Annotated in this window: 16 protein-coding genes; 6 read left to right on the top strand and 10 right to left on the bottom strand. The window is 72.0% G+C overall.

What is annotated here, in order from left to right; all coding sequences use genetic code 11:
* Positions 1 to 326 precede the first annotated feature (326 nt).
* Genes ACN28G_RS10290 through ACN28G_RS10270 form a run of 5 tightly spaced genes read left to right on the top strand, consistent with a single transcriptional unit; the run spans position 327 to position 7,769 of the window.
* Positions 327 to 794 carry a hypothetical protein gene (locus tag ACN28G_RS10290; RefSeq protein ID WP_091446430.1) on the top strand — a complete coding sequence of 156 codons (468 nt, stop codon included), beginning with the start codon at positions 327 to 329 and terminating at the stop codon, positions 792 to 794.
* A complete protein-coding gene (locus tag ACN28G_RS10285; RefSeq protein WP_091446432.1) occupies positions 794 to 2,209 on the top strand; it encodes a hypothetical protein in 1,416 nt (471 codons plus the stop codon). The genes ACN28G_RS10290 and ACN28G_RS10285 overlap by 1 nt, the downstream gene beginning before the upstream one ends.
* Positions 2,206 to 3,669 (top strand): VWA domain-containing protein, encoded by a 1,464-nt coding sequence (locus ACN28G_RS10280; RefSeq protein WP_091437863.1) that lies wholly within the window; start codon positions 2,206 to 2,208, stop codon positions 3,667 to 3,669. The genes ACN28G_RS10285 and ACN28G_RS10280 overlap by 4 nt, the downstream gene beginning before the upstream one ends.
* 12 nt (positions 3,670 to 3,681) lie before the next feature.
* Positions 3,682 to 4,794 carry an ATP-binding protein gene (locus tag ACN28G_RS10275; RefSeq protein ID WP_091437860.1) on the top strand — a complete coding sequence of 371 codons (1,113 nt, stop codon included), beginning with the start codon at positions 3,682 to 3,684 and terminating at the stop codon, positions 4,792 to 4,794.
* Between the two features lie 38 nt (positions 4,795 to 4,832).
* Positions 4,833 to 7,769, top strand: coding sequence for a hypothetical protein (locus tag ACN28G_RS10270; protein ID WP_421480889.1), 2,937 nt, complete (start codon positions 4,833 to 4,835; stop codon positions 7,767 to 7,769).
* A 207-nt stretch (positions 7,770 to 7,976) separates the two neighbouring features.
* Here the strand turns inward: ACN28G_RS10270 and ACN28G_RS10265 are convergent, their stop codons facing one another.
* From ACN28G_RS10265 to araB, 10 genes are all read right to left on the bottom strand, one after another.
* Positions 7,977 to 9,095 (bottom strand): HAD-IC family P-type ATPase, encoded by a 1,119-nt coding sequence (locus tag ACN28G_RS10265; protein WP_421478975.1) that lies wholly within the window; start codon positions 9,093 to 9,095, stop codon positions 7,977 to 7,979.
* 142 nt (positions 9,096 to 9,237) lie between these two features.
* Positions 9,238 to 13,521: a family 43 glycosylhydrolase gene (locus tag ACN28G_RS10260; RefSeq protein WP_421478974.1), complete on the bottom strand. Its 4,284-nt coding sequence runs from the start codon at positions 13,519 to 13,521 to the stop codon at positions 9,238 to 9,240.
* 95 nt (positions 13,522 to 13,616) lie between these two features.
* Complete coding sequence (locus tag ACN28G_RS10255) at positions 13,617 to 14,642, bottom strand: LacI family DNA-binding transcriptional regulator (RefSeq protein ID WP_091437857.1); 1,026 nt, start codon at positions 14,640 to 14,642, stop codon at positions 13,617 to 13,619.
* Positions 14,643 to 14,677: 35 nt separating this feature from the next.
* Entirely contained in the window at positions 14,678 to 16,180 is a 1,503-nt protein-coding gene (gene araA, locus ACN28G_RS10250; RefSeq protein WP_091437855.1) for an L-arabinose isomerase, read from the bottom strand.
* A 31-nt stretch (positions 16,181 to 16,211) separates the two neighbouring features.
* On the bottom strand, positions 16,212 to 17,204 hold the full coding sequence (yjfF, locus tag ACN28G_RS10245; RefSeq protein WP_091437852.1) for a galactofuranose ABC transporter, permease protein YjfF: 993 nt from the start codon (positions 17,202 to 17,204) through the stop codon (positions 16,212 to 16,214).
* On the bottom strand, positions 17,201 to 18,271 hold the full coding sequence (locus ACN28G_RS10240; RefSeq protein ID WP_091437849.1) for an ABC transporter permease: 1,071 nt from the start codon (positions 18,269 to 18,271) through the stop codon (positions 17,201 to 17,203). Before ACN28G_RS10240 ends, yjfF begins: the two co-directional genes overlap by 4 nt.
* Complete coding sequence (locus ACN28G_RS10235; RefSeq protein ID WP_091437846.1) at positions 18,268 to 19,812, bottom strand: sugar ABC transporter ATP-binding protein; 1,545 nt, start codon at positions 19,810 to 19,812, stop codon at positions 18,268 to 18,270. The genes ACN28G_RS10240 and ACN28G_RS10235 overlap by 4 nt, the downstream gene beginning before the upstream one ends.
* Positions 19,813 to 19,879: 67 nt before the next feature.
* Complete coding sequence (locus tag ACN28G_RS10230; protein WP_091437843.1) at positions 19,880 to 20,884, bottom strand: ABC transporter substrate-binding protein; 1,005 nt, start codon at positions 20,882 to 20,884, stop codon at positions 19,880 to 19,882.
* 148 nt (positions 20,885 to 21,032) lie between these two features.
* Positions 21,033 to 21,713 (bottom strand): L-ribulose-5-phosphate 4-epimerase, encoded by a 681-nt coding sequence (locus tag ACN28G_RS10225; RefSeq protein WP_091437840.1) that lies wholly within the window; start codon positions 21,711 to 21,713, stop codon positions 21,033 to 21,035.
* A gap of 129 nt (positions 21,714 to 21,842) precedes the next feature.
* A complete protein-coding gene (araB, locus tag ACN28G_RS10220; protein WP_091437837.1) occupies positions 21,843 to 23,540 on the bottom strand; it encodes a ribulokinase in 1,698 nt (565 codons plus the stop codon).
* 373 nt (positions 23,541 to 23,913) lie between these two features.
* Between araB and ACN28G_RS10215 the strand changes: the two genes are divergently transcribed.
* Positions 23,914 to 25,341, top strand: coding sequence for a cellulase family glycosylhydrolase (locus ACN28G_RS10215; protein ID WP_421478973.1), 1,428 nt, complete (start codon positions 23,914 to 23,916; stop codon positions 25,339 to 25,341).
* The last annotated feature ends 43 nt before the right edge of the window (positions 25,342 to 25,384 follow it).

Here is a 25,384-nt window from a genome sequence, read left to right as displayed (position 1 = left end):
CTGAGAAAGCGCTTTCCCCAGACGTTACGAGGAAATATTCACACGTGTCAACCACTTGTCGATCCGGCCCGGCGCGGCGAGAACGTCGGTCGACCCGGCCAGCGCCCACTCCCCACGAGGAGGGGCACACCCCGTAAAGCGTCCTAGGAGGATGGACTGATCGGGGGATCCGCTGCGGATGTCGTACCCGTCCTCCATGATCTTGTGGTCACGGCGGCCCCGGTTGCACCGGGTGACCGCCGCCGCATTGTCGACGCCGCCAGCACGGCGGGCGGGGAGGTTGGGAAGTGACCGACGCGGAACAGGACGGGTGGGCACGGCGCAGCGTGCTGACGGTGGTGCCACCGGCGCGGGCCCGCCAACTGGCCAAGGTGCCCTTCGTCGAGCTGGCTGACGGACGGTTGCAGGGAGTGGTCTCCAGCGGCTCGGACATCGAACGGGTCTACGTCTCGTCGATCGCGGCGGGCACGCACACCTACCACTGCAGCACCAACAACAACCGGCCCTGCGGCGGTCTGCGGGGGGCGCCCTGCAAGCACCTGCACCTGCTGGCCACCGAGGCGCTGGTCCAGTACGGGGTCGACCGCGTGGCCCGTTACCTGCGGGCCGAGGTGACCGACGAGGTGACCACCGGCGCGGAACTGCTGGCCCGGCTGGACACCCGGCACGAGCCCACCCCGGCCGCGGCGGTCTTCAGCAGCTTCCTGCGCCACCTGGCGTACCTGGAACTACCGGAGGTCGGCACGCCCGTGCCCGAGCTGTGCTGGTTCCCGTCCACCGTGGCCGGCCGCTGATGCGGGGCACCCAGATCGCCACGGTGCGCGACGAGCCACCGGCCGGACTGACCGAGGCCCTCGAGGTCGCCGCCGGCTTCGACGACACGCTGCTGCGCGGCTTCGCCCGGGTCGGCCCGGCCGACGCCGAGGCGCTGCAGGCCCTGGCCGCCGCACTGGCCGGCAGCCCACTCGCGGCCCGGGTGGCCGAGGCGGCCGGCACGGTGTCCGCCGGCCCGGTCACCGAGGCCGACCTCGCCGCACTGGCCGGAGCCCGCTCGGCGCTGCTCGGCGCCGCCCACGACGCCCTGCTCACCCAGCTCGACACCGCGCTCGGCCGGACCCGGGACGGTGCGGGCGATGGCGATGGCGATGGCCCGGCCGGTGACGGTGCCGGCCCGGTGCCGCCGGCCGCCGCGGTCGCCCGGTCCTGGTTGCAGGAGGTGGCGGTGGTCGGCTGGCGCGGCGTCGACCACGAGTTGCTCTCCGCCGCCGCCACCCCGGTCGAGGCGGCGCTCACCGAGCCCGGCCTGCGTCGGCTCGGGGTACTGCTCGACGGTCTCGCCGCCGAACTGCGGGTCAGCCTGCCGGTCGCGACGCTGCCGCAGGCGCCGACCCGCCGCTGGGCCGACCTGTGGGCCCGCGCCACCCTGCTCTCCTGGGGCGCCGCCGACGCGTCGCGACCGCAGACCCGGGTCTCCGGCCGGCTCCTCCCGCTCGGCGTGGACCTGCACCAGCACGACACGGCCGTGCAGGTCCAACTGCACGCGGTCCTCGAACCGACCGGTGGCCAGCCGCCCCGGCTGGTGCGGACCACGGTCGGCGCGGCGAAGGTGGACACCATCGTCGGACCGGCGCTGTGGCGGTTGCTGCGGGCCTGCCCGACCCTGCTCACCGCGGTGGCCGAGCGTCGCGCGCTCACCGTCACCGACCTGCCCCTCAGCGGCGGCGACCTGCACTGGGACGACGCGCGCGCCCAGCTCGGCGAGCCCGCCGACCCGTTCGCCACCGCCCGGGTCCTGCTCGCCACCGCCACCGCGTCCGCGCCGCCACCGCTGGACCGGCACCCCGCCGGCATCGCCGAGCCCGTCCTCCTGGAGGCATACGCCACGCGTACCGACGGTGCGACGCTCGTCTTCGACGTCGACGGCGAGTCGCTGCCGGTGGCCGTCGACCGGCTCAGCGCCGCCGGCCCGCTCACCGCCGACCTGGTCGCCGCCTCGTCGGCCTGCCTGGGGCTGCTGCGCTGGGACGACGGCCGGTGGTGGGTGCAGCCGTTGGCGGTGCGGGCCACCGTCCGGAAGAAGCCGGTCGAGGCGCACAACGGCGACTGGGCCGGCGGCGTCACCGATCCGAAGATCGCGAAGACCCAGGCCAGGGCGGGCGACGCCGTGGCCGTGTTGCGCGAACGCGCGGGACGGTTGCTGCGCCGATGACCGAGTCGGAGCAGGTCGCCCAGGCGGCGACGAAGAACGTACCGGCCGGCGACCTCGCCGACGCCAACCGCCGTCAGGTGCTCTACTGGCGGCTGCTGTCCCGGCTGTTCGACGCCAACGAGCAGCCCGCGCTGGAGACGGCGAGCATGGACGTGGTGGCCGATCTCGGGCTGCCGGCCGCGCTGCTGGACCCGGGCGTCTCGGTGGACTCCGTGGTGCAACGCTTCCCGGCGCTCGCCGACGAGCTGCGCGGCCTGCTGCGCCCCACCGGGGACGACTCCCCCACCGACGGCGCCACGGAGCCCACCGACGACACTGCGGACCCCACCGACGACACCGGGGACTCCACCGACGCCGGGGACCTGACCGGGGCCGCGACCGACGGGCCGTACCGGCCCGGTGCGGACGAGGTACGGCGGGCCGCGCTGGTGTCGAAGCTGCTGCTCAACGTCTTCGGCACCGGAGCCGGGCCGGTCAGCGCCGGTCAGCTCGCCGGATGGCAGGCCGACGCCGGCTGGTTCGAGCAGGCCCTCGGCGCCGAGGTCGGCGAGCTGCGCCGGCAACGTACCGGGCTCGGCGGCACCCTCGCCGGGCTGGAGGGCGACCTGGTCCGTCGGATGCACCTGCGGGAGGTGCTGGCCGACCCGAAACTGGCCCGCCAGCTCACCCCGAGCATGTCGCTGATCGAGCAGCTGCTGCGGGACAAGGCCAACCTCTCCGGGGTGGCGCTGGCCAACGCCAAGTCGCTGATCCGGCGGTTCGTCGACGAGGTCGCCGAGGTGCTGCGTACCCAGGTGGAGCGGACCACGGTCGGCACCATCGACCGGTCGGTGCCGCCGAAGCGGGTGTTCCGCAACCTCGACCTGGACCGCACCATCTGGCAGAACCTGACCAACTGGAGTCCGGCCGACGAGCGGCTCTACGTCGACCGGCTCTACTACCGGCAGACCGCCCGCCGGACCACCCCGTCGCGGCTGATCGTGGTGGTCGACCAGTCCGGTTCGATGGTCGACTCGATGGTCAACTGCACCATCCTGGCGTCCATCTTCGCCGGGCTGCCCAAGGTGGACGTGCACCTGATCGCCTTCGACACCCGGGCGCTGGACCTGACCCCGTGGGTGCACGACCCGTTCGAGGTGCTGCTGCGTACCAAGCTGGGCGGTGGCAACGACGGGCCGGTGGCGATGGCGATGGCCCAGCCGAAGATCGCCGACCCCCGGAACACGGTGATGGTCTGGATCTCCGACTTCTACGAGTTCGGCCGGTCCCAGGCGCTGTTCGACGGCATCGAGGCGGTACACCGCTCCGGGGTGCGGTTCATCCCGGTCGGCTCGGTCAGCAGCTCCGGTCAGCAGAGCGTCGACCCGTGGTTCCGGCAGCGTCTGAAGGACCTGGGCACCCCGGTCATCTCCGGTCACATCCGCAAACTCGTCTTCGAGCTCAAGAGCTTCCTCACCTAGGAGTCCATCCCCATGTCCGACATGTTGCGCGCCCCCGCCGAGACCAAGTACGCCGAGGAGCTGGACTACCTGGAGTCGGTCGACACCGGTCCGAAGCCGTTCTCCTGGCGGCTGAGCCCCCGCATGGTCCGACTTTTCGTCCTCGGCTCCGAACGGGCCGACGGCCTGGACCGGGAGATCGGCCAGAAGTGGTTCGGCGACCGCGGTCTCGTCGAGCGAAGCATCGTCACCCTCGCCTCCGACCGGGGTCTGCTGCTGATCGGCGATCCGGGCACCGGCAAGAGCTGGCTGGCCGAGCTGCTGTCCGCGGCGATCTGCCGCAACTCCACCCTGGTCGTGCAGGGCACCGCCGGCACCACCGAGGACCACATCAAGTACTCCTGGAACGTGTCCATGGTCATCGCCAAGGGACAGTCCCGCGCCTCGATGATCCCCTCCCCGATCATGACCGCGATGGAGCAGGGGGTGATCGGCCGGTTCGAGGAGCTGACCCGCTCCACCAGTGACGTGCAGGACGCGCTGATCTCGATCCTGAGCGAGAAGTACGTCTCCATTCCGGAGCTCAACGACGACAACATCGTCTTCGCCCAGCCCGGCTTCGCCGTCATCGCCACCGCGAACAGCCGGGACCGGGGCGTCAACGACCTCTCCTCGGCGTTGAAACGACGGTTCAACTTCGTCCGGATCCCGATGGTGGCCAACAAGCGCAGCGAGGCGGAGATCGTCCGGTTCCGTACCGAGGAGCTGCTCCGCCGGCACCGCATCGAGCTGGACGTGCCGCCCACCCTGCTGGACATCCTGTTGCAGAGCTTCGCCGACCTGCGGGCCGCCGCCGCGGCGGCCACCAGTGACGACGAGAAGCTGGAGTCGGCGCTCTCCACCGCCGAGCAGATCGGGGTGCTGGAGGACGCCATCCTGCACAGCCAGTTCTTCGGCGACCGGACGCTGCGGGCCCAGACCCTTGCCTCGTCGCTGCTGGGGTCGCTGGCCCGGCGCAGCCCGGAGGACCTGGCGATCCTCAACAAGTACCTGCACGGCGTGGTGGAGCCGCGCGCCAAGCAGGACGGCGGCGACTGGCCGGAGTTCCTCGACGGTGGCCGTCAGGCGATCAAGGCCATGTCGTGAGCGGCCCGCTTCCCCACGGCGTACTCGAAGCCGGGCCGGTGCCGGCGGCCCCCCTCGGCGACGCCGGGTCCGGGCCGTTCGGTGCGCTGCGCGATCAGCTCACCGAGGCGGCGGCGGCCTTCGCCGGCTCCCCCGACGCGCTGGCCGGCATCCTCGCCGGCATCGTCGACGACGTCGACCGGGCGTTGGGCGAGCGGTTGGAGATCTTCCCGGTCTGCCACCACTCGCCGGCCTCCGGGCTGGCGATGCTGCGCCGGCTGCGGGTCAAGCAGCCCAAGGTGATCTACCTGGAGCTCTGTGAGGATCTCCAGCCGCTCCTCGGTGAGCTGCGCAACTGCCGGCTGCCGGTGGCGGTGCAGGCGTTCGCCTCCGAACTGGACGGCTTCCCCACCGACTGGGCGCCGTTGAGCGTCATCGCCCCGATCACCGAGGCCTCCGCCGAGTACCAGGCGATCGCGTACGCGTTGCAGACCCCCGGGGTCGAACTGGTGCTGGTGGACCGTTCCACCGACCACGTCTTCCAGTGGTCCCCCCGGCACCGCGCGCAGCAGGCCGCCGACGACGACGGTGCACCGCAGGTCGCCGAGGACGACGGAGCACCGCCGGCCGCCGCCGCGGAGACCGGCGAGGCGACCACCGTCGGGGCCGCCGAGGAGGCGGAGCTGCACGGCGACGCGGTCGGGGTGGAGATCGGCGACCTGCGTCCCCGCTTCGCCGAGTTGGAGGCGCACCTGCTGCACCACGGCAAGGTGCGGCACTGGTCGGAGTGGTGGGACCAGTACGTCGAACGTCCGCTTGTCGACGCCGACCACGACACGTACCGGCAGGTCATGGTGTTGATCGGCAGTCTGTTCCGGCGGCTGCGCCCGAGCGACGCCAATCGCACCGGCACCGACGAGGACCGCGAGCGCTACATGTGGACCCGGATCCGCCAGCACCTGGCCGCCTCCGGCGCGGACCCGGCCGACTGCCTGTACGTCTGCGGCGCGTTCCACGCCGCCAGCCGGGTCGAGCAGTTCGGGTTGGACTCCACCGCGCCGGCCTTCGAGATCACCGAACGCAGCGGCACCGCCTGGCGGTACGGGCTCATCCCGTCCAGCCACTCGGCCATCGAGGCGCAGTTCGGCCTGGCTCCGGGCTCGGTGTCGATCGCGGCGGCCACCTGGGCCAAGGCGGTCAGCCGGGCCGGGGTCACGCCGTACCGGCTGTCCGGTCGCACCGAACGGTCCCGCGCCGGCGGCGGGCGGCGGGGTGCCCGCGCGGCGGCGCCCCCCGCCGGCGCCACCCCGGACGAGGTCACCGACCGGCTCAGTGGTTTCCTCGCCGCGCCCGCCGAGCCGGACGGGCTCGACGCCGCGGAGCTGCGCGGCTGGTGCGTGGACATCGTCCGGCTGGCCCGTCGCAACGGGTACCTGGCCAGCACCGCCGACGCGATCGCGGTCTTCGAGCACTCGATCCTGCTCGCCGGCCTGCGTAACCGGGCCCGGCCCACCGTGTACGACTTCACCGACGCGGCGGTGACCTGCATCGAGAAGGACGTGGTGCCGGGGCGGCGGGACGTCCGCCGGCTCTGCGAGATCCTGCTCGGCGGGGACCGGATCGGGCAGGTCGGCTACGACTCGCTGCCCCCGTTGGCCCGCGACGTGCTGGACCGGCTCCGACCGCTCGGGTTGGACCTGGAGAAACGCACCATCAGCCGGGCCCTGCTGGACCTGCGGGCCGATCCCGGGCTGGGTGCCTGCTCCGACCTGTTGTGGATGCTGCGCTACCTGCTGCCGCCGACCACGGTCCGCCCGATCATGGGCGAGCGGCGGCTCGGTCACCGGTCGATCCAGGAGAGCTGGGACCTGGCCCTCGGCCGCGACCAGCGGGCCCTGATCGAGCTGGGGTACGAGGGGGTCACCGTCGAGCAGGTGTTGGAGCTGCGCCTGCGCCGGGCGGTGCGCCACCCGTCGGCGACCGCCGCGACCGCGCTGGCCGCCGTCGAGGACGCGATCTGCCTGCTCGACAGCCCACGGCTGGTCGACGAGTTGGGCACCCGGGCGGTCGAGCTGCTGGCCGCCGAACGCAGCGTCGACGACGCTCCCGACGTGCTGCGCCGGATCCGGCGGCTACTGGCCCACTACCAGGCCACCGCGGCGCACCTGCCGGCCTGGTGCGAGGCGTTCGTGACCACCGGGTACGCGCACTACTGCACCCTGCTGCCGACCACCGTGATCGACGAGGAGACCGGCACCCGACAGGTCGGGGCGATGCTGGGCTTCCTGTTCAGCATGGAGAGCGTGGCCATCTCGCTGGGCTGCGACCGGTCCCAACTGGAGATCGCCGTCGACCAGTCGAAGCCCGAGGAGCCGGCGAAGGTGGCCCTGCTCTGGGCGGCCCGGCACCAGCTCGGCATCCTGCCCCTGGCCGAGTTGCGGCAGCGGTGTGCCGCGTTGCTGGACAACCCGCTGGTGGTGCCGGCCTTCCCCCGGTACCTTGCCGGTTTCGTACACGCCCTGGAACCGGTGCCGGGCCTGGCCCCGTTCGTGGTGGAGACCCTCTCCACCGCGTTCGCCCGACTGCCCGACCCGGTGCTGCTGCCCTGGCTGCCCACGCTGATCACCACCCTGCGGGAACAGGGGCCGGAGCTGGTGCCGCTGCTGGTCCGGGAGGCCGGGCGCACCTTCCCGCCGACCGTGGCGGAGCTGGACGTCTGGGTGCCGCCGTGGCACGGTCCCGCGCCCGGTGCGGTGGCCGGTGGTTCCCCGGCCGGGCCCTCGCCGCGGGTGTCCGCCCTGCTGACCGGCCATCCGGCGGCGACCGACGCGGTGGCCGCGTTGCTGGGCTGTGCCGGCGACTGGCAGCCGGTGCCGTCGTCGGTCGGCACCGCCGGGGGTACGGCGTCCGCGGCCGGCGGCGCGGCGCTGGTGGCGGCGCATCCGGCCACCGGCACGGCCGTCGCCACGTTGCTGGCCACCACCCCGGGCCGCTGACGGGCTCCCGCCGGCCCGCGGTGCCGACATGCCGGCCGTCCGCACGAAGCGCCGGCCGGCGGTACCGAACTGCCGGCCGGCATGCCGAAGCGCCGGCCGGCAGTGCCGGAAGGCCGGCCGGCAGTGCCGGAAGGCCGGCCGGCAGTGCCGGAAGGCCGGCCGGCAGTGCCGGAGGGCCGGCGGGAGCCCGGGATGCCGGACGACCGTTCAGTCCGGGGTGAGCCGGACCCGACGCAGCAACTGGGCGTTGAGGGCGACCACGATTGTCGACGCCGACATCAGGATCGCCCCGACGGCCGGGCTGAGGGTGAACCCCGCCCAGGCCAACGCGCCGGCGGCCAGCGGCAGGGCGACCACGTTGTAGCCGGCCGCCCAGGCCAGGTTCTGCCGCATCTTGCGGTACGAGGCCCGGGACAGCCGGATCACCGCGCCGACGCCCCGTGGGTCGGAGGAGGCCAGGACCACCCCGGCGGACTCGATGGCCACGTCGGTGCCGGCGCCGATGGCCAGCCCGACGTCGGCCCGGGCCAGGGCGGGGGCGTCGTTGACCCCGTCGCCGACCATCGCCACCCGCAACCCCCGGGCCTGGAGGTCGGCGACCACCCGGTCCTTGTCGGCCGGCAGCACCTCGGCGAAGACCTCGTCGACACCGCTGCGGAAGCCCAGCTCGGCGGCGACGGACTCGGCGACCGGGCGGGCGTCCCCGGTGATCATGGACTCGTCCAGCTCGGCGGCGCCGTCGATGATCCGGCCGTCGGCCGGCACCCGGGCACCGGCGCGGACCAGCACCGTGTCGCCGACGGTCAGTGCGCTCAGCGGCACCCGGTGCGCCGCGCCGTCCGGGTCGATCCGTTCGGCGTCGTCGGGCAGCAGCGCCGCCAGGGCGGTCAGCGCGCCCCGGGCCTGGCCGATGGCCTTCGTCTCCTGCCAGTGCCCGAGCAGCATGATGGTCACCAGGGCGGCCAGTTCCCACCAGAAGTCCAGGTCGAACGCGCCGAGGGCGGTGGCCAGGGAGGCGAGGTAGGCGACCACGATCGCCATCGAGACCAGCAGCATCATGCCGGGGGTACGGTCCCGGATCTCCCGTACCCCACCGACCAGGAACGGCCAGCCGCCGTAGCCGAAGACCACCGTGCCGAGCACCGGGCCGACCCAGTCGGCGCCGGCGACGGCCGGCCGGTACCCGAACCAGTCCGTCACCAGGTGGCTGGTGGCCACGATCGGCAGGGTCAACGCCAGGCTCAGCCAGAACCTGCGGCGGAACTGCCGCAGGTCGTGCCCGGCGTGGGAGTCGTGCCCGCCGTGGGCCGGATGGTCGTGAGCCATGGCCGTCACCTCCGCACCCACCATGGCCCCCGCCGGGTCGCCGGGGCGAGCCGTCGGCACGGAACCGCCCGACCGGGATACTCCGGGTCGGGCGGTTCCAGGGTCGTTACGTGCGGAGCGGACGGCCGGGACGGGTTGCGGGTCAGTCCCGCACGGCGGGGATCCGCAGGCCGGTGGCGGTGACGTTGCCGGCCACGTCGAACGCCCGGTACCGCAGGACGTGCCGGTCGTCGTCGACGCGCAACGGCGCCCGGTACGGCTGCCACTGGCCCTCGTCGACCCGGTACTCGACGCGGGCCAGGCCGGAGTCGGCGTCGGCCGCGTCGATCACCACCCGCCGGTCGAGCAGGGTCGCCGTCACCGTCGGCGCGGTCCGGTCCACCGTCACCGACAGCGACCAGGGGTTGCTCCAGAGCAGGTTCTGCGACTGGGCCCGGTACCGGATCTCGTACCTGCCGGCGGGCAGCTCGACCGGATCGGAGTACGGCACCCAGCCACCTCCGTCGATCTGGTACTCGGCGCTGCGGATGAGGGCTCCGTGTTCCAGGGTGAGTCGGGCGTTGCCGCCGTGCCAGCCGTCGTCACCCGGATCGGAGATCCGCGCCCGGGGCTGGCCGCCCCGGTAGCGCAGCGGCTCGACGCTGCCCAGCGTCGGCACCACGGTACGGATCGAGCCGTCCGCCTCGTGGTAGAGCCGGTCGATGGTGGTCTCCCGGTGGGTGCCGTCCCCACCCGGGATGGCGAACCGGTGGTACGCGACGTACCAGTCGTCGGTCCCCGGCACCTGCACGATCGAGTGGTGTCCGGTACCGAGGATGCCCTGACCCGGGTCCTTGGTGAGGATCTCGCCCCGGCTGGTGAACGGCCCCAGCGGGCTGGTCCCGACACCGTAGCCGACCCGGTAGTTCTCGCTGCGGGTGTCGTCGATCGACCAGGACAGGTAGTACGTGCCGGCCCGCTTGTGCAGGAACAGGCCCTCGCGGAAGTCCCGCAGGCCGGACAGCCGGACCCGGCTGCCGACGTCGTACGAGATCATGTCGTCGTTGAGCGGAACCACGTACGGGGTGCCGTTGCCCCAGTACAGGTAGCTCTGGCCGTCGTCGTCGGTGAACACCGCCGGGTCGATCTGCTGCGCGCCCTGGTAGTCGTCCTTGCTGACCAGCGGCTTGCCGAGCGGGTCGACGAACGGCCCGAGCGGCGAGTCGGCGACGGCGACGCCGATGTTCTGCTGGGCCGAGAAGTAGAAGTAGTACCTGCCGTTCTTCTCGACCGCGGCCGGGGCCCAGGCGTTCGTGTCGGCCCAGGTGATGTCCGGGCCCAGGTCCAGGATGGTGTCGTGGGCGGTCCAGTCGACCAGGTCCTTGCTGGACCAGACCGTGAACGTCGAGGCGCTCCAGCCCGGGAGGCCGTCGGTGGTGGCGTAGATGTAGTACGTGTCGCCGAACCGGACGATGTTCGGGTCGGCGTGGTAGCCGGGCAGCACCGGCGAGCGCATCGGCACGGTCCGCACCACCCAGGTCCGCCGCTCGCCGGCCGCGCTGGTGACGGTGACCCGTACCCGCGTGGTGTAGTCGGCGTCGGCGGCGACCCGCACGGTCGAGGTCGGGGCGACCACGTACGTCGGGGCGAGGGTGGCCAGGTCGGTGCCGGGCCGGACCGGCAGGGTGACGGTGCCGGCCGCCGCGTCGATCATCGCCGGCACCTTGAGGGCGTCGGAGCGCACCGCGACGACGCTGGTGCCGTTGGCGCCGAGCCCGGCGACCTCGGCCTCGTCCAGCGCCCGGTTCCACAGCGAGAAGTCACGCACCTGACCCTTGAGGTACCGGTCGGCGCCGTACTGGGACCGGCCCAGGTAGTTGGCGGTGGTCCGGCCGCCACCGATGTCACCGGGCCGGTGTGCCACCCCGGTCCGTTCGGCGACCCGCACCCCGTCGAGGTAGAGCCGGGCGACGCCGGCCGAGTCGAGGGTGTACGTCACCGTCTTCCAGGTGCCGCGCGGCAGCGCGCGGCCGCTGGTGACGGTCTCCTCGGTGGTCCAGTTCCCCAGGGCCAGGGAGGTGCGGTAGTTGTCGCCGGTGGTGAAGAGGTAGCCGTTGCCGACGCCGCCGGAGGTGTTGCCCAACCCCCAGACGAAGTACGGCGTGGCCTGGTCGGCGGCGATGTTCACGTCCATCGACACGGTGATCTCGTCGAGGCCGGCCATGATGTCGTCGGGCAGGTCGACGTGGCCGTCGGTGCCGCCGAGGCGCAGCGCGTCGTCGCGCCAGGCGGCGTCGCCGGCGAGGCTGGCGTGGTAGCCGTTGCCGGAGGCGTCGGTGACCGTGGTGCCGTCGCCCTGGGTGAGCGGGTAGTGCGCGACGAGTCCCTCGGCGGTGGCGCGCACCGGCGGCGGCGCGTCGTGCAACGCGTCGAGTTCCTTCCTGGTCACCGGGATGACGGTGCCGTGGCGCGGGCTGGCCGGCAGGTCGTAGGCGGCCGGCACCGTCCAGTCCGGGTTCTCCAGGTCGTCGGTGCCCAGCGGGATGTAACCCCGGCCGCCGTACTCGTCGACGAAGAGGTAGTACCTCGACCCGGAGGTGTCACCGGGGTTGGCCCGGAACACCGTCGGCCCCTCGACGGCCCGGGTGCCGGCGTCCCGACCGATGCATCCGGCCTGGAAGGTCCAGGCGGGCCGGCCCGGCCGGTCGACGGCGGTCAGCGAGGTCGACTTCTCCTGGATGATGTCGGAGCAGCCGGTGCCGCCGCCGCCCTCGTCCTTGGTGAACCGGTAGTAGGTCGACCCCTGCCGGATCACCGTGGAGTCGATCCGGGACTCGCCCCGGTCCTGCCACACGGTGGCCGGGCTGAAGGTGACGAAGTCACGGGTGGTGGCGGCCAGCATCCGGTTGTACGTGTTGCCGGTGTGCCCCGGGTCGTTCTCGGCGTACAGCTTCGAGGCCCAGAAGACCAGGTACTCGCCGCGCTCGTCGTCCCAGTACGCCTCGGGAGCCCAGGTGTTGCCGGCGGTCGGCGGGGAGACCTCGACGTGCCGCTGCTCCGACCAGGTGACCAGGTCGGTGGACTCCCAGACCTCCAGGTAGCGGCTGCCCTGCCGCTGGGCGGCGTCCCAGTCGCCGTTGCGGCCGATCGACAGGTCGGTGGCGATGAGGAAGAACCGGTCCCCCTCCGGGCTGCGGATCAGGAACGGGTCCCGCAGGCCCCGGGTGCCGAGGGTCGACTCCAGCTTCGGCCGTCCGCCGTTCAGCTCGGTCCACCGCAGGGCGTCGTTGCCCTGGCTGGCGGCGAAGTAGATCTTCTCGCCCTCGATCGAGTTGCCGGTGAAGTAGCTGAACGCGTAGCCGACGTAGGGTGCCGGCTCGGGCAGCTCCCGGACGGTCAACTCGAAGGCGCGTTCGGTGCGCGCGGTGCCGACGGTGACCGTGGCGGTCACCGTGACCCGCGCGTCGCCGGCACCGTGGGCCGGACGCGTCACCACCCCGTCCGGGGCGACGGTGCCGGGCCGGGTCGACCGCCAGGCGACGGTGGCGCCGCCCAGCCCGACGGTGGGCAGGGTGAGGTTGCTCCGCACGTCGTCGGGGTGCACCAGGCGCAGGGCGGCGGCCGCCGCCTCGGCCCGGGTGGTGTCGGTGAGCGCGATCGCGGTCACCTCGGCGGCGGTCAGGGCCCGGTCGTAGATCCGGAAGTTCGCCACCCGGCCCTTCAGGAAGCGGTCGCTGGCGTAGGTGGACCGGCCCAGGTTGTTCTGGGTGGTCCGGCCGCCACCGACGGCGCGGGGCAGGATGTCGACGCCGGTGTTGCGGGCGACCTGGACCCCGTCCTCGTAGAGGGTGCCGGTGGTCCCGGTCTGGGTGTACGTGACGGACTTCCACACTCCCCGGGCCAGGTTGGCGCCCTTGCCGGTGACCCGCTCACCGGACCAGTTGCCGGTGGTGATCCCGGTGCGCAGCGCGTCGCCGCTGGTGAACAGGTAGCCGGTGCCGGCCTGCGAGGTCGCCGGGTTGCCCAGGCCCCAGATGAAGTACGGGGTCTGCTGGTCGGGGGCGACCAGGACGTCGACCGAGACGGTGATCGACGAGAGCCCGGCCAGGACGTCGTCGGGCAGTCTGACGTGGTCGTCGATGCCGTCGAGGGCCAACCCGGCGGGGCCGGTCCAGGTCCCGCCGCCGGTGAGGGTGCCGTGTCGGCCGTTGCCGGAGGAGTCGGTGACGCTGGTGCCGCTGGACTGGGTCAGGTCGTAGCGCAGCACCAGGCCGTCGGTGACGTCGGTGCGGGCGTCGGTGGCGGTGGGGGCGGCGACCGACGCCGTGGCCGGGGTCAGTCCGACCAGGAGGGTCAGCAGCAGACCGGCGGCCAGCGGCCGGCCAGGACGCCGGGTCGCGGGGTCGACTGTGGATGGTGGTGGTGTTCGGCGGACGGCAGGAGGCACGGTGGATTCCCTCGACAGTGGGGGATGGGGGATGTGAGCGTTAACAGGATCGAATTGTTGACGTCACAAACACCTGCCGTCAAGACCCACGCAGGTCAGCGGCTGTGGCCGGTGCTGTCCCGGACCATCAGCACCGGTGCGACCTGGGGCCGTACCGGTCGGCCGCCGGACCCACCCGCGTCGAGCAGCTCCAACAGGGCGGCCACGCACCGGTGACCCACCTCGTCGAAGTCCTGCCGGACGGTGGTCAACGGCGGTGAGAGGTACTCGGCCTCCGGGATGTCGTCGAAGCCCACCACGCTGACGTCCTCGGGCACCCGGCAACCCCGCTGGTGCAGGGCGCGCAGCAGGCCGAGCGCCTGGTGGTCGTTGGCGCAGAAGACGGCGGTAACGTCCGGCCGGTCGAGCAACCGCTGGCCCAGCTCGTACCCGGCCCGGGGGCTCCAGTCACCGGGCACCACCGTCGGCACCCGCCGGCCGGCCTCCTCCAGCGCCAGCCGCCACCCGTCGACCCGGTCCCGGGCCTCCAACCAGTCCCGGGGGCCGGCGATGTGCCAGACCGTCTCGTGTCCCAACTCCAGCAGGTGTTCCACCGCCAACCGGGCCCCGGTGACCTGGTCGACCGAGATACTGGGCAGCTCACCGGCGGCGCCGCCGGCCTCCACCACCACCGCCGGTACGCCGGTGGGCAGCCCGGGTACGGCGATCGCCGCCGTCATCATCGGGGCGATGATGACCATCCCGGCCACCGACTGCTCGGTCAACGCGTCGACGGCCGAGGTCATCCCGACCCGGTCCAGCTGCTCCAGGGTGACGATGTTGATGCCGTACCCGGCCGCGCGGGCGGCCCGCTCGACGCCGAGCAGGGTGGCCGCCGGCCCGTACAGGATGGTGTCGAAGCTGATCACGCCGATCACCCGGGACCGCCGGCCGGCCAGTCCCCGGGCCAACGCGTTGGGCCGGTAGTTGAGCTGGTGCACGGCCCGCAGCACCCGTTCCCGGGTCTCCGGTCGGACACTGGGGTGGTTGTTGAGCACCCGGGACACGGTCTGGTGGGAGACCCCGGCCAGGCGCGCGACGTCGTTCATCACCGCGGCCCGTACCACCGGCTGCTGCCCCATCTGCCCACCCCTTCCCGTGCCCGGGTGCCGCCGCGTCAGAAGCCCCGGGCCAACCGGTGGTAGGCCTGGTTCCAGCGCAGTTCCTGGGCGAACCGGCGGGGGCGCGTGTCGGCGTCGATGACCACCAGTTCGGTGGCGACCATCTCGGCCAGGTCGTGCAGCTCCTCCACCCCGACGGCCTGGGAGAGCACGGTGTGGTGCGGCGCGCCGGCGATCAGCCAGGACTCCGCCGAGGTCGCCAGGCTCGGTCGGGGCCGCCACACCGCGCGGGCCACCGGCAGCTTCGGCAGCGGCTGCGGCGGGTCGACCACGTCGATCTCGTTGGCGACCAGCCGGAACCGCTCCCCCATGTCGGCCAGGCCGAGCACCACGGCGGGACCGGGACGGGCGTCGAAGACCAGCCGGACCGGGTCCTCCCGGCCGCCGATGCCCAGCGGGTGGATCTCGGCGGTCGGGGTGTCGACCGCGATGCTCGGGCAGACCTCCAGCATGTGCGCGCCGAGGATCACCTCCTGGCCGGGGGTCAGGTCGTAGGTGTAGTCCTCCATGAAGGAGGTGCCGCCCTCGGTGCCGACCGACATCGCCTTGAGGGTGCGCACCAGCACCGAGGTCTTCCAGTCGCCCTCGCCGCCGAAGCCGTACCCGTCGGCCATCAGGCGCTGCACCGCGATGCCCGGCAGTTGCCGCAGCCCACCCAGGTCCTCGAAGTTGGTGGTGAAGGCGCGGAACCCGCCGTCGTCGAGGAAGTCGCGCAGTCCCGCCTCGATCCGGGCCGCGTAGCGCAGCGAGTCGTGCCGGTCCCCGCCGTTGCGCAGCTCGGCGGCGAGCCGGTAGCTGTCGTCGTACTCCTTGACCAGCTCGTCGACGCGGGCCGCCGGCACCGCGTCGACGACGGCCACCAGGTCGTTCACCCCGTAGGTGTTGACCGAGACGCCGAACCGCAGCTCCGCCTCGACCTTGTCGCCCTCGGTGACGGCCACGTCCCGCATGTTGTCGCCGAAGCGGGCCAGCCGCAGCGTACGCAGCTCCGCGTGCCCGACCGCAGCCCGGGTCCACGCGCCGATTCGGGCCGCCACCTGCGGGTTGCTGACGTGGCCGGCGACGGTCTTGCGGGCCACCCCGAGCCGGGACTGCACGTACCCGAACTCCCGGTCGCCGTGGGCGGCCTGGTTGAGGTTCATGAAGTCCATGTCGATCTCGGCCCAGGGCAGCTCGACGTTGGACTGGGTGTGCAGGTGCAGCAGCGGGGTCCGCAGCGCGTCCAGTCCCGAGATCCACATCTTCGCCGGGGAGAAGGTGTGCATCCAGGCGATCACCCCGACCGCGCCCTGTACCGCGGCGTCGCGGCAGACGGCCAGGATCTCGGTGCTGGAGGTGAGCACCGGCTTCCAGACCACCCGGGCGGGGATGGCGGGGTCGGCGTCGAGCCGCGCGGCGATCTGCCGCGACTGCTCGGCCACCTGACGCAGGGTCTCCGGGCCGTAGAGGCCCTGGCTCCCGGTAAGGAACCAGACCTCGGCCGGTGATGAGCTGGTCATGGATACTGCCTTCCGATCAACGGACGGGTGGTCACTTCTTGCGGAGGACGACGAGGCGTTGGAGCAGGATGAACGCGAACAGCAGGGCGCCGATCACGATCTTGGTCCACCACGAGTTGAGGCTGCCGTCGAAGGTGATCAACGTCTGGATCACGCCGAGCACCAGTACCCCCAGCACCGTGCCGAACACGTAGCCGGAGCCGCCGGTGAGCAGGGTGCCCCCGATGACCACCGCGGCGATGACGTCCAGTTCCATGCCGACGGCGATCAGCGGCGCCCCGGAGAGGGTGTAGAAGGACAGCACGATGCCACCGATGGCCGAGCAGAGGCCGCTGATCGTGTAGACGGCGATCTTGGTACGGCCCACCGGTAGCCCCATCAGCAACGCCGACTGCGGGTTGCCGCCGATGGCGTACACGTTGCGACCCAGCCGGGTGTACGCCAGCACGAAGGCGGCCACCAGGACCACCACCAGCGTGATCAGGACGCTGACGCTTACGAAGTTCTCCCCGATCCGGATCCGTTCCTGGGCCATCGAGGTCCAGAAGCCGTCGGTGATCGGGATCGACGACGCGCTGATCCAGGTGCACAGCCCCCGGGCGAAGAACATCCCGGCCAGGGTCACGATGAACGGCTGGATGTCGAAGAAGTGGATGACGCAGCCCATCGCGAAGCCCAGGGTCGGGCCGATCAGCAACGCGATCACCAGCACCAGCGCCGGTGGCAGCCCGGAGCGCAGCAGCGAGGCGGAGACCATCGCGGTCATCGCCACCACCGACCCGACCGACAGGTCGATCCCGCCGGTCAGGATCACGAAGGTCATGCCGACCGCGACGATCAGCAGGAAACCGTTGTCGATGAGGATGTTGAAGATGACCTGGATGTTGGAGAAGGCGGTGTACTGAGAGACGCCGATGCCGTACATGACCAGCAGCAGGGCCAGGGTGGCCAGCACCGGCACGTGCCGCTGCGGCACCCGCCACCACGCCTTCGCGTCGCGGGCCGCCAGGGGGGTCGTGGTCATGCCGGCACCTGCTCCTTCTGCGTCTCGACGGCGGTCGGTGGCGGCGGCGGGGGTGTCCTGCGCCGCCGCAGCCGGGCCCGGAACGCGGGGGCCTGGATGAGACAGACCGCGATCACCACGACCGCCTTGAACAGCAGCGCGGTCTGCGGGTCGATGCTCATCGCGTACACCGAGGTGGTCAGGGTCTGGATGATCAGCGCGCCGACGATGGTGCCGCCCAGGTAGAACCGGCCACCGGCCAGCGCGGTACCGCCGATGACGACGGCCAGGATCGCGTCGAGCTCCACCCAGAGGCCGACGGCGTTGCCGTCGGCGCTGGAGACGTTGGCGGTCATCATGAAGCCGGCGACGGCGGCGCAGGCCGCGCTGACCACGTACACCAGCAGGGTGATCCGCCGGGACCGGATGCCGGCCAGCCGGCTGGCCTCGGCGTTCCCGCCGACCGCCTCGATGATCATGCCGAGCGCGGTCCGCCGGGTCAGCACCGCCACCAGCAGGGTCACCACCAGGGCGACGACGATGGCGAACGGCAGGGTGAGCAGGTGCCCGACCCCGATCGTCCGGTACGGCTCGCTGTTGATGGTGATGATCTGCCCCTCGGCGATCAGCTGGGCCAGGCCCCGGCCGGCGACCATCAGGATCAGCGTCGCGATGATCGGCTGGATCCCGATCACCGCCACCAGCGTGCCGTTCCAGACCCCCAGCACCAGGGCGACCCCGAAGGCCAGGGCCAGCGCGGTGAACACCCCGCCGAGGCTGTTCTGGTCGGGCTGTTTGCTGATGTACAGGCAGGCCACCGCGCCGCTGACCGCCGCCACCGAGCCCACCGACAGGTCGATGCCGCCGGTGGCGATCACCAGGGACATGCCCAGCGCCACCAGGATCAGCGGCGCGCTGAGCCGGACGATGTCGATCAGACTGCCGTAGAGGTGGCCGTCCTTCAGCTCGACGGAGAGGAAACTGGGCCGGTAGACGGTGTTCGCCACGATCAGCAGCGCCAGCACCACCAACGGCCAGAACAGCCGGTGGCCGCTGGCCGCGGCGAACCGGTCCCGAACCGCGCTCACGGGTGGACCTCGCTTTCCTGCCGGTCGCCGCTGGCGATGGCGTGCATGACCCGCTCGGCGTCGAGAGTGTCGTCGTTGGTGAGGGTGGCGACCAGTTGCCGGTCCCGCATCACCGCGACCGTGTGGCTCAACCGCAGCACCTCCTCCAGCTCGGCGGAGATGAACAGCACCGCCATGCCGCCGTCGGCCAGCTCGACCACCAGGCGTTGGATCTCCGTCTTGGCCCCGATGTCGATGCCCCGGGTCGGTTCGTCCAGGATCAGCAACCGGGGTTCGGTGATCAGCCAGCGGGCCAGCAGGACCTTCTGCTGGTTGCCCCCGGAGAGGTTGCGCACCGGCACGTCCGGGTTGGCCGGCCGGATGCTCAGCGCCCCGATCCAACGCTGGACCAGCTCGTCCTGCCGGCGGCGGGGCACCGGCCGCAGCCAACCCCGGGCGGCCTGCATGGCCAGGATGATGTTCTCCCGTACGGTCAGCTCACCGACCAGGCCCTCGGTGCGCCGGTTCTCCGAGCAGAAGGCGATGTCCCGCTCGATCGCCGCCACCGGGTTGCGGATCGCCGTCGGACTGCCGTCCACGGTGAGCTGCCCCCGGTCGGCCCGGTCGGCGCCGAAGAACAACCGGGCCACCTCGGTACGCCCCGAGCCGAGCAGCCCGGCCAGGCCGACCACCTCACCGGCGTGGATGGTCAGGCTGAACGGCGCCACCGAGCCGGTGCGACCCAGCCCGTCGGCCACCACCAGGGGCGTGCCGGCGGCGACCGCCGCCGGATCGTGCCCGGCCTCGGCGTCGATGCTCTCCAGGGCGTCGAGTTCCTTGCCGATCATCTTCTCGACCAGGGCGAGCTGGGGCAGCTGCGCGGTGGGCCACTCGCCGACCAGCCGGCCGTTGCGCAGCACGGTGATCCGGTCGGCGATGCCGTACACCTGGTCGAGGAAGTGGGTGACGAAGAGGATCGCGATGCCGTCGTCGCGCAGTTGACGCATGATCCGCATCAGCTGCGCGACCTCGTCGGCGTCCAGGCTGGAGGTGGGCTCGTCGAGGATCAGCACCCGGGCCCGGACGTCGATCGCCCGGGCGATGGCCACCATCTGCTGCACCGCCAGCGAGTAGCTGCCCAGCAGCTCGGTCACGTCGATGCGCAGGTCGATGCGGGCCAGCAGCTCGGTGGCGCGGCGACGCATCTCGCGCCAGTTCACCGCCGGGCCCCGGCGCGGCTCGCGGCCGATGAAGATGTTCTCCGCCACGGAGAGGTTCGGCAGGAGGTTGACCTCCTGGTAGACGGTGCTCACCCCGGCCGCGGTGGCCTGCATCGGACCGGCGAACGAGACCTGCTCGCCGTCGAGGGCGATGGTGCCGGCGTCGGTGCCGTACACCCCGGTGAGCACCTTGATCAGGGTGGACTTGCCGGCGCCGTTCTCGCCCATCAGGGCGTGCACCTCACCGGGGAAGAGCCGGAAGTCGACGCCGTCGAGGGCGCGTACTCCCGGGAAGATCTTGCTGATCGCGGTCATCGTCAGGACCGGACGCGGCTGCGACATCCCACCGACCTTTCGTGATTCTGGCCCGGGGCGGGGCCGCCGCGCGTGGCGCGGCGGCCCCGGCCGGTCAGTACTTGCGGGTCGGCAGCGCCGCCTTGGCCTGCTCCGGCGTGAACGTGGTCTCCTCGGTCTCCACCCGCTCCGGCACGCTCTCGCCGGCGTGGACCTTCTTGACCAGGTCCATCAGCTGTGGGCCGAGCAGCGGGCTGCACTCGGCGATGAAGTTGAACTTGCCGTCGGCCAGGGCCTGCATGCCGTCCTTGACCGCGTCGATGGTGATGATGGTGATGTCCTTGCCCGGCACCTTGCCGGCCGCGGTGATCGCCTCCAGCGCGCCCAGCCCCATGTCGTCGTTGTGCGCGAAGAGCACGTCGATCTTGGGGTTGGCCTTGAGGAACTGCTCCATGACCTGCTTGCCGCCGGCCCGGGTGAAGTCACCGCTCTGCGAGGCGACGACCTTCAGGTTGGGGTTGGTGGCGATGGCCTCGGCGAAGCCCTTCTTGCGGTCGTTGGCCGGCGCCGAGCCGGTGGTGCCCTGCAGCTCGACGATGTTCACCGGCCCGGTGGCGGCCTTCTTCTCCTCGACCAGCCACTCACCGGAGAGCCGCCCCTCCTTGACGAAGTCGGAGCCGATGAAGGTCTTGTAGAGGGTCTTGTCGGCCGAGTCGACCGCCCGGTCGGTGAGGATCACCGGGATGTCGGCGTCCTTGGCCTCCTTGAGCACGGTGTCCCAACCCGACTCCACCACCGGCGAGAAGGCGATCACGTCCACCTTCTGCTGGATGAAGTTGCGGATCGCCTTGATCTGGTTCTCCTGCTTCTGCTGGGCGTCGTCGAACTTCAGCTCGATGCCGGCCTCGGTTGCGGCCTCCTTCACCGAGGTGGTGTTGGCGGTACGCCAGCCGCTCTCCGCGCCGACCTGGGAGAAACCGAGCACGATCTTGTCGCTGCCGGCTTCACCGCCGGAGCCGCCGGTGTCGCTGTTGCCGCAGCCGGCCAGCCCGCTGGCCAGCAGGCCGGCGGCGAGGATCGCGCCGAACCCGCGCCGGGTGTACGTACCGGTCCTGAGCATGTGGATACTCCTTGCCGAGGTGTGGTGTGGTGAGGGGTGTCGGGCCCTGGTCCGCCGTTGGGGGACGACGGGGGCACGTGGGGATCGCCGACGGCGTGGTGGTGCCGTCGACCGGTGTGCGGCTGGTGGTGTCGCGGGGCAGGCGGCCTCAGGTCGCGGTGACCGTGGCGCCGGGCTGCCCGTACACGTTCTGGTATCGGTCGTAGAGGGAGTCGACGTCCTCGCCCGCGATCGGCACGGGCCGGCCCAGGGTGCGGGCCAGGTACATGGTCCGGGCCACGTCCTCGCACATCACCGCGGCCTTGACCGCCGCGCGGGCGTCGCGGCCGATGGTGAAGACCCCGTGGTTGCGCATCAGCACCGCCGGGGAGCGGTGCCCGGCGAGGGTGGCCACGATGCCCTTGCCGATGTCGTCCCCGCCGATCAGGGCGAACGGGCCGACCGGGATCTCCCCGCCGAACTCGTCGGCCTGGGCGGTGAGGTGACACGGGATGGCCTCGCCGCAGGCGGCCCAGGCGGTGGCGTACCCGCTGTGGGTGTGCACGACCCCGCCGACGTCGGGCATCGCCCGGTAGACGTAGGCGTGCGCGGCGGTGTCGCTGGACGGTGACAGGTCGCCGTCAACGACGACCCCGTCGAGGTCGCAGACGATCATGTTGTCCGGGCGCAGGTCGTCGTAGGAGACCCCGCTGGGCTTGATGACCATCAGGTCCCGCCCGGGGACCCGGGCCGAGACGTTGCCGGCGGTCCAGGCCACCAGGTTGTACCGGACCAGCTCGGCGTGCAGGCCGGCGACCTGCTCCCGCAGCCGGTCCACCTCGCCGCTCATGCCGCCACCTCGCTGCGCTCGGCGTCGCCATGGACCACGACACCGACGATTCGCTCGCAAGACTCGCTCATGCCACCACCTCGCTGCGCTCGGCGTCGATCGGGCCGCCGACGACGGTGATTCGCTCGCTCATGCCACCACCTCCAGGGGGGTCGCGGCCGGGTCGGCCGGGGTGTGGTCGGCCGCCCGCCGGGCGGCGTTGCGGATGGCGCGCAGGCGCAGCAGCAGGTCGTCGCCGCCCCGGCCGAAGTGGTCGTGCAGCCGCCGGTACTCGGCGTACAGCTCGTCGTAGGCCCGGGCCCGCTCGGGGTCGGGTCGGTAGACGTCCCGGTCCACCCGCCCCATCGCCGCCGAGGCGGCCGGCACGTCCGGGTACGCCCCGGCGGCCACCGCCGCGTGGATGGCCGAGCCGAGCGCCGGCCCCTGCGCCGAGCCGATGATGCCCAGTGGACGTCGCGTCACGTCGGCGTAGATCTGCATCAGCAGCGTGTTGCTGGTCAGTCCACCGGCGACGATCAGCTCGTCGACCGGCACCCCGGCCTCGGCGAACGCCTCGATGATCATGCGGGTGCCGTAGGCGGTGGACTCCAGCAGCGCACGGTAGACGTCCGGGGGCCGGGTGGCCAGGGTCAGCCCGACGATGACGCCGCTCAGGTCGTGGTTGACCAGCAGCGACCGGTTGCCGTTCCACCAGTCCAGGGCCACCAGCCCGTGCGCGCCGACCGGCTGGGCGGCGGCAGCGGCGGTGAGCGCCTCGTGGGAGGCGTACCCGGCCGGGGCGGCGTGCTCGACGAACCAGCCGAAGATGTCCCCGACGCCGCTCTGCCCGGCCTCGTAGCCCCAGCTGCCGGCGCTGATCCCGCCGTCGACCGCGCCGCACATCCCGGCGACCTCGGCCGGCTCGGTGCCGTTGACCACGTGGCAGGTCGAGGTGCCCATGATGGCGACCATCCGGCCGGGCGGCAGGGCCTGCGCGGCGGCGGCGGTGACGTGGGCGTCGACGTTGCCGACGGCCACCGCGATCCCCTCGGGCAGCCCGGTCCACCCGGCGGCCTCCGCGGTCAACCGGCCGGCCCGGTCACCGAGCTGCGCCAACGGGCCGTCGATCTTGTCGACGAAGTCGGCGAAGTCGGGGTTCAGCTCGGCCAGGTACTCCCGGGACGGGTACCGTCCGTCCTGGCGGATGCCCTTGTAGCCGGCGGTGCACACGTTGCGGGTCTCGACGCCGCAGAGCTGCCAGACGATCCAGTCGGCGGCCTCGATCCAGCGCTGTGCCCGGGCGTAGACCTCCGGGTCCTCCTCCAGCAGCTGCAGGCCCTTGGCGTACTGCCACTCGGCGGAGATCTTGCCGCCGTACCGGCCGATCCAGGGCTCACCCCGGGAGTGGGCCAGGGCGTTGATCCGGTCCGCGTGCGGCTGGGCGGCGTGGTGCTTCCACAGCTTCACCCAGGCGTGTGGACGGTTGCGCAGGTCGGGCAGCTCGCACAACGGGGTGCCGTCGCCCAGTGCGGGCAGCACCGTGCAGGCGGTGAAGTCGATGCCGACGCCGACCACCAGCGCCGGGTCGATGCCGGCGTCGGCCAGGGCGGCCGGCACGGCGTGCCGCAGCACGTCCCGGTAGTCGTCCGGGTCCTGCAGGGCCCAGTCCGCCGGCAACTGCCGGCCGTCGACCGCCAGCCGGGTGTCCATCACCCCGCTGCGGTACGGGTGCACCGCCGTGCCGACCTCGGTGCCGTCGGCGACCCGGACCACCAGGGCCCGGCCGGACAGCGTGCCGTAGTCGACGCCGACGACGTACCGGTCGTCGGGCTCCACCGTGACGCTCATTCTGCAACCTCCGCTGACGCGTTCGGACTAGTGTTAGCGCTCACATAGGAACCCGTCAAGACGTCTGTCGTAACATTCGGGAAACCCGTCGGGGGCGTACGGCGGCCGGCATGCTACTGCCGCCCCCGGGCCGCGCGACGACCCGTCGCGGACACCCTGACCAACAGTGACCCAACCGTGACCTCGCTGAGTGTGAGCGCTATCATCGACCGATAACCCTCGATCGACACCGAGCCGAGTCGGCCCCGGCCCGACACTCCGGGGCGAAGACTTCGACGCATGCAGATGTTGCGTGCTCGTTACGTCCACTCTAAGCTGCGCTGGGAGCGCTCCCGTACCGGCAGTCCCCCACCGGAAGTGAGACCGTCCCACCATGACCAGAATCCCCCGGACGTCCCGACGTGGCCTGCTCGCCACGGGTGTCGTCTGCGCACTCACCCTGGGCGCGTCGGCCCTGCTGCCCGCGACGAACGCGATGGCCGCCACCGGCTGCGCCGTCACGTACACCACCAACAGCTGGGACGGGGGCTTCACCGCCTCGGTCAGCATCAAGAACCTCGGCGACGCGGTGAACGGCTGGACCCTCGGCTTCAGCTTCGGCCAGTCGAGCCAGCGGGTCGTGCAGGGCTGGTCGGCGACCTTCGAGCAGTCCGGCGCCGCGGTCACCGCGCGCAGCCTGAGCTACAACGGCGCCCTGGCCACCGGCGCCACCACGAACATCGGCTTCAACGGCAGCTTCTCCGGCAGCAACCCGGCCCCGACCTCGTTCACCCTCAACGGCGTGACCTGCACCGGCTCGACCACCGGCCCCACCACCCCGCCGACCACGCCACCGCCGACCACCCCGCCGCCGCCGACCGCGCAGACGCCGGCGGCGATCAACGGCAAGCTGCGGGTGTGCGGGGCCAACCTGTGCAACCAGTACGGCAAGCCGATCCAGCTGCGCGGCATGAGCAGCCACGGCATCCAGTGGTTCCCCAGGTGCTACCAGGACCCGGCGCTGGACGCGCTGGCCACCGACTGGAACTCCGATCTGTTCCGGATCGCGATGTACGTCCAGGAGGACGGCTACGAGACCGACCCGGCCGGCTTCACCGCCCGGGTCAACGACCTGGTCGAGAAGGCCACCGCCCGGGGCATGTACGCGATGATCGACTTCCACACCCTGACCCCCGGTGACCCGACGTTCAACCTGGAGCGGGCCAAGACCTTCTTCCGGGCCGTCTCGGCCCGGCACGCCAACAAGGACAACGTGATCTACGAGATCACCAACGAGCCCAACGGCGTCAGCTGGTCGACCATCAAGAACTACGCCGAGCAGGTCATCCCGGTCATCCGCGCCAACGACCCGGACGCGGTGATCGTGGTCGGCACCCGCGCCTGGTCGTCGCTCGGCGTCTCCGAGGGCGGCAACGCCACCGAGGTGATCAACAACCCGGTCAACGCCAGCAACGTGATGTACGCCTTCCACTTCTACGCCGCCTCGCACCGGGACAACTACCGGGCCGAGCTGGAGCGGGCCGCCGCCCGGCTGCCGATGTTCGTCACCGAGTTCGGCACCGTCGACTACACCGGCGACGGCGCGGCCGACCTGGCCAGCAGCACCGTCTGGCTGGACCTGCTGGACCGGCTGAAGATCAGCTACGCCAACTGGACCTTCTCCGACAAGGCCGAGGGCAGCGCCGCGCTGCGCCCGGGCACCTGCAACGGCAGCTCGTTCACCGGCACGTCGGTGCTCACCGAGAGCGGCGCCTTCATGCGCAACCGGATCCGTACCCCGGACAACTTCCCCACCAGCTGACCGCGACGCGTCGGGCACACCGACCCGGCCCGGCCTCCCCCGT

It is taken from the genome of Micromonospora sp. WMMA1923 (assembly GCF_049179195.1).
Classification (GTDB): domain Bacteria; phylum Actinomycetota; class Actinomycetes; order Mycobacteriales; family Micromonosporaceae; genus Micromonospora; species Micromonospora yangpuensis.
This window is presented reverse-complemented; position numbering and strand designations above follow the sequence as displayed.

Excerpts from the sequence above, each read along its gene's own strand:
- yjfF (WP_091437852.1), bottom strand. The coding sequence starts at position 17,204 with ATGACCACGACCCCCCTGGCGGCCCGCGACGCGAAGGCGTGGTGGCGG.
- ACN28G_RS10235 (WP_091437846.1), bottom strand. The coding sequence starts at position 19,812 with ATGTCGCAGCCGCGTCCGGTCCTGACGATGACCGCGATCAGCAAGATC.
- ACN28G_RS10215 (WP_421478973.1), top strand. The coding sequence starts at position 23,914 with ATGACCAGAATCCCCCGGACGTCCCGACGTGGCCTGCTCGCCACGGGT.
- araA (WP_091437855.1), bottom strand. The coding sequence starts at position 16,180 with ATGACCAGCTCATCACCGGCCGAGGTCTGGTTCCTTACCGGGAGCCAG.
- ACN28G_RS10230 (WP_091437843.1), bottom strand. The coding sequence starts at position 20,884 with ATGCTCAGGACCGGTACGTACACCCGGCGCGGGTTCGGCGCGATCCTC.
- ACN28G_RS10285 (WP_091446432.1), top strand. The coding sequence starts at position 794 with ATGCGGGGCACCCAGATCGCCACGGTGCGCGACGAGCCACCGGCCGGA.
- araB (WP_091437837.1), bottom strand. The coding sequence starts at position 23,540 with ATGAGCGTCACGGTGGAGCCCGACGACCGGTACGTCGTCGGCGTCGAC.
- ACN28G_RS10280 (WP_091437863.1), top strand. The coding sequence starts at position 2,206 with ATGACCGAGTCGGAGCAGGTCGCCCAGGCGGCGACGAAGAACGTACCG.
- ACN28G_RS10265 (WP_421478975.1), bottom strand. The coding sequence starts at position 9,095 with ATGGCTCACGACCATCCGGCCCACGGCGGGCACGACTCCCACGCCGGG.
- ACN28G_RS10275 (WP_091437860.1), top strand. The coding sequence starts at position 3,682 with ATGTCCGACATGTTGCGCGCCCCCGCCGAGACCAAGTACGCCGAGGAG.
- ACN28G_RS10225 (WP_091437840.1), bottom strand. The coding sequence starts at position 21,713 with ATGAGCGGCGAGGTGGACCGGCTGCGGGAGCAGGTCGCCGGCCTGCAC.
- ACN28G_RS10255 (WP_091437857.1), bottom strand. The coding sequence starts at position 14,642 with ATGGGGCAGCAGCCGGTGGTACGGGCCGCGGTGATGAACGACGTCGCG.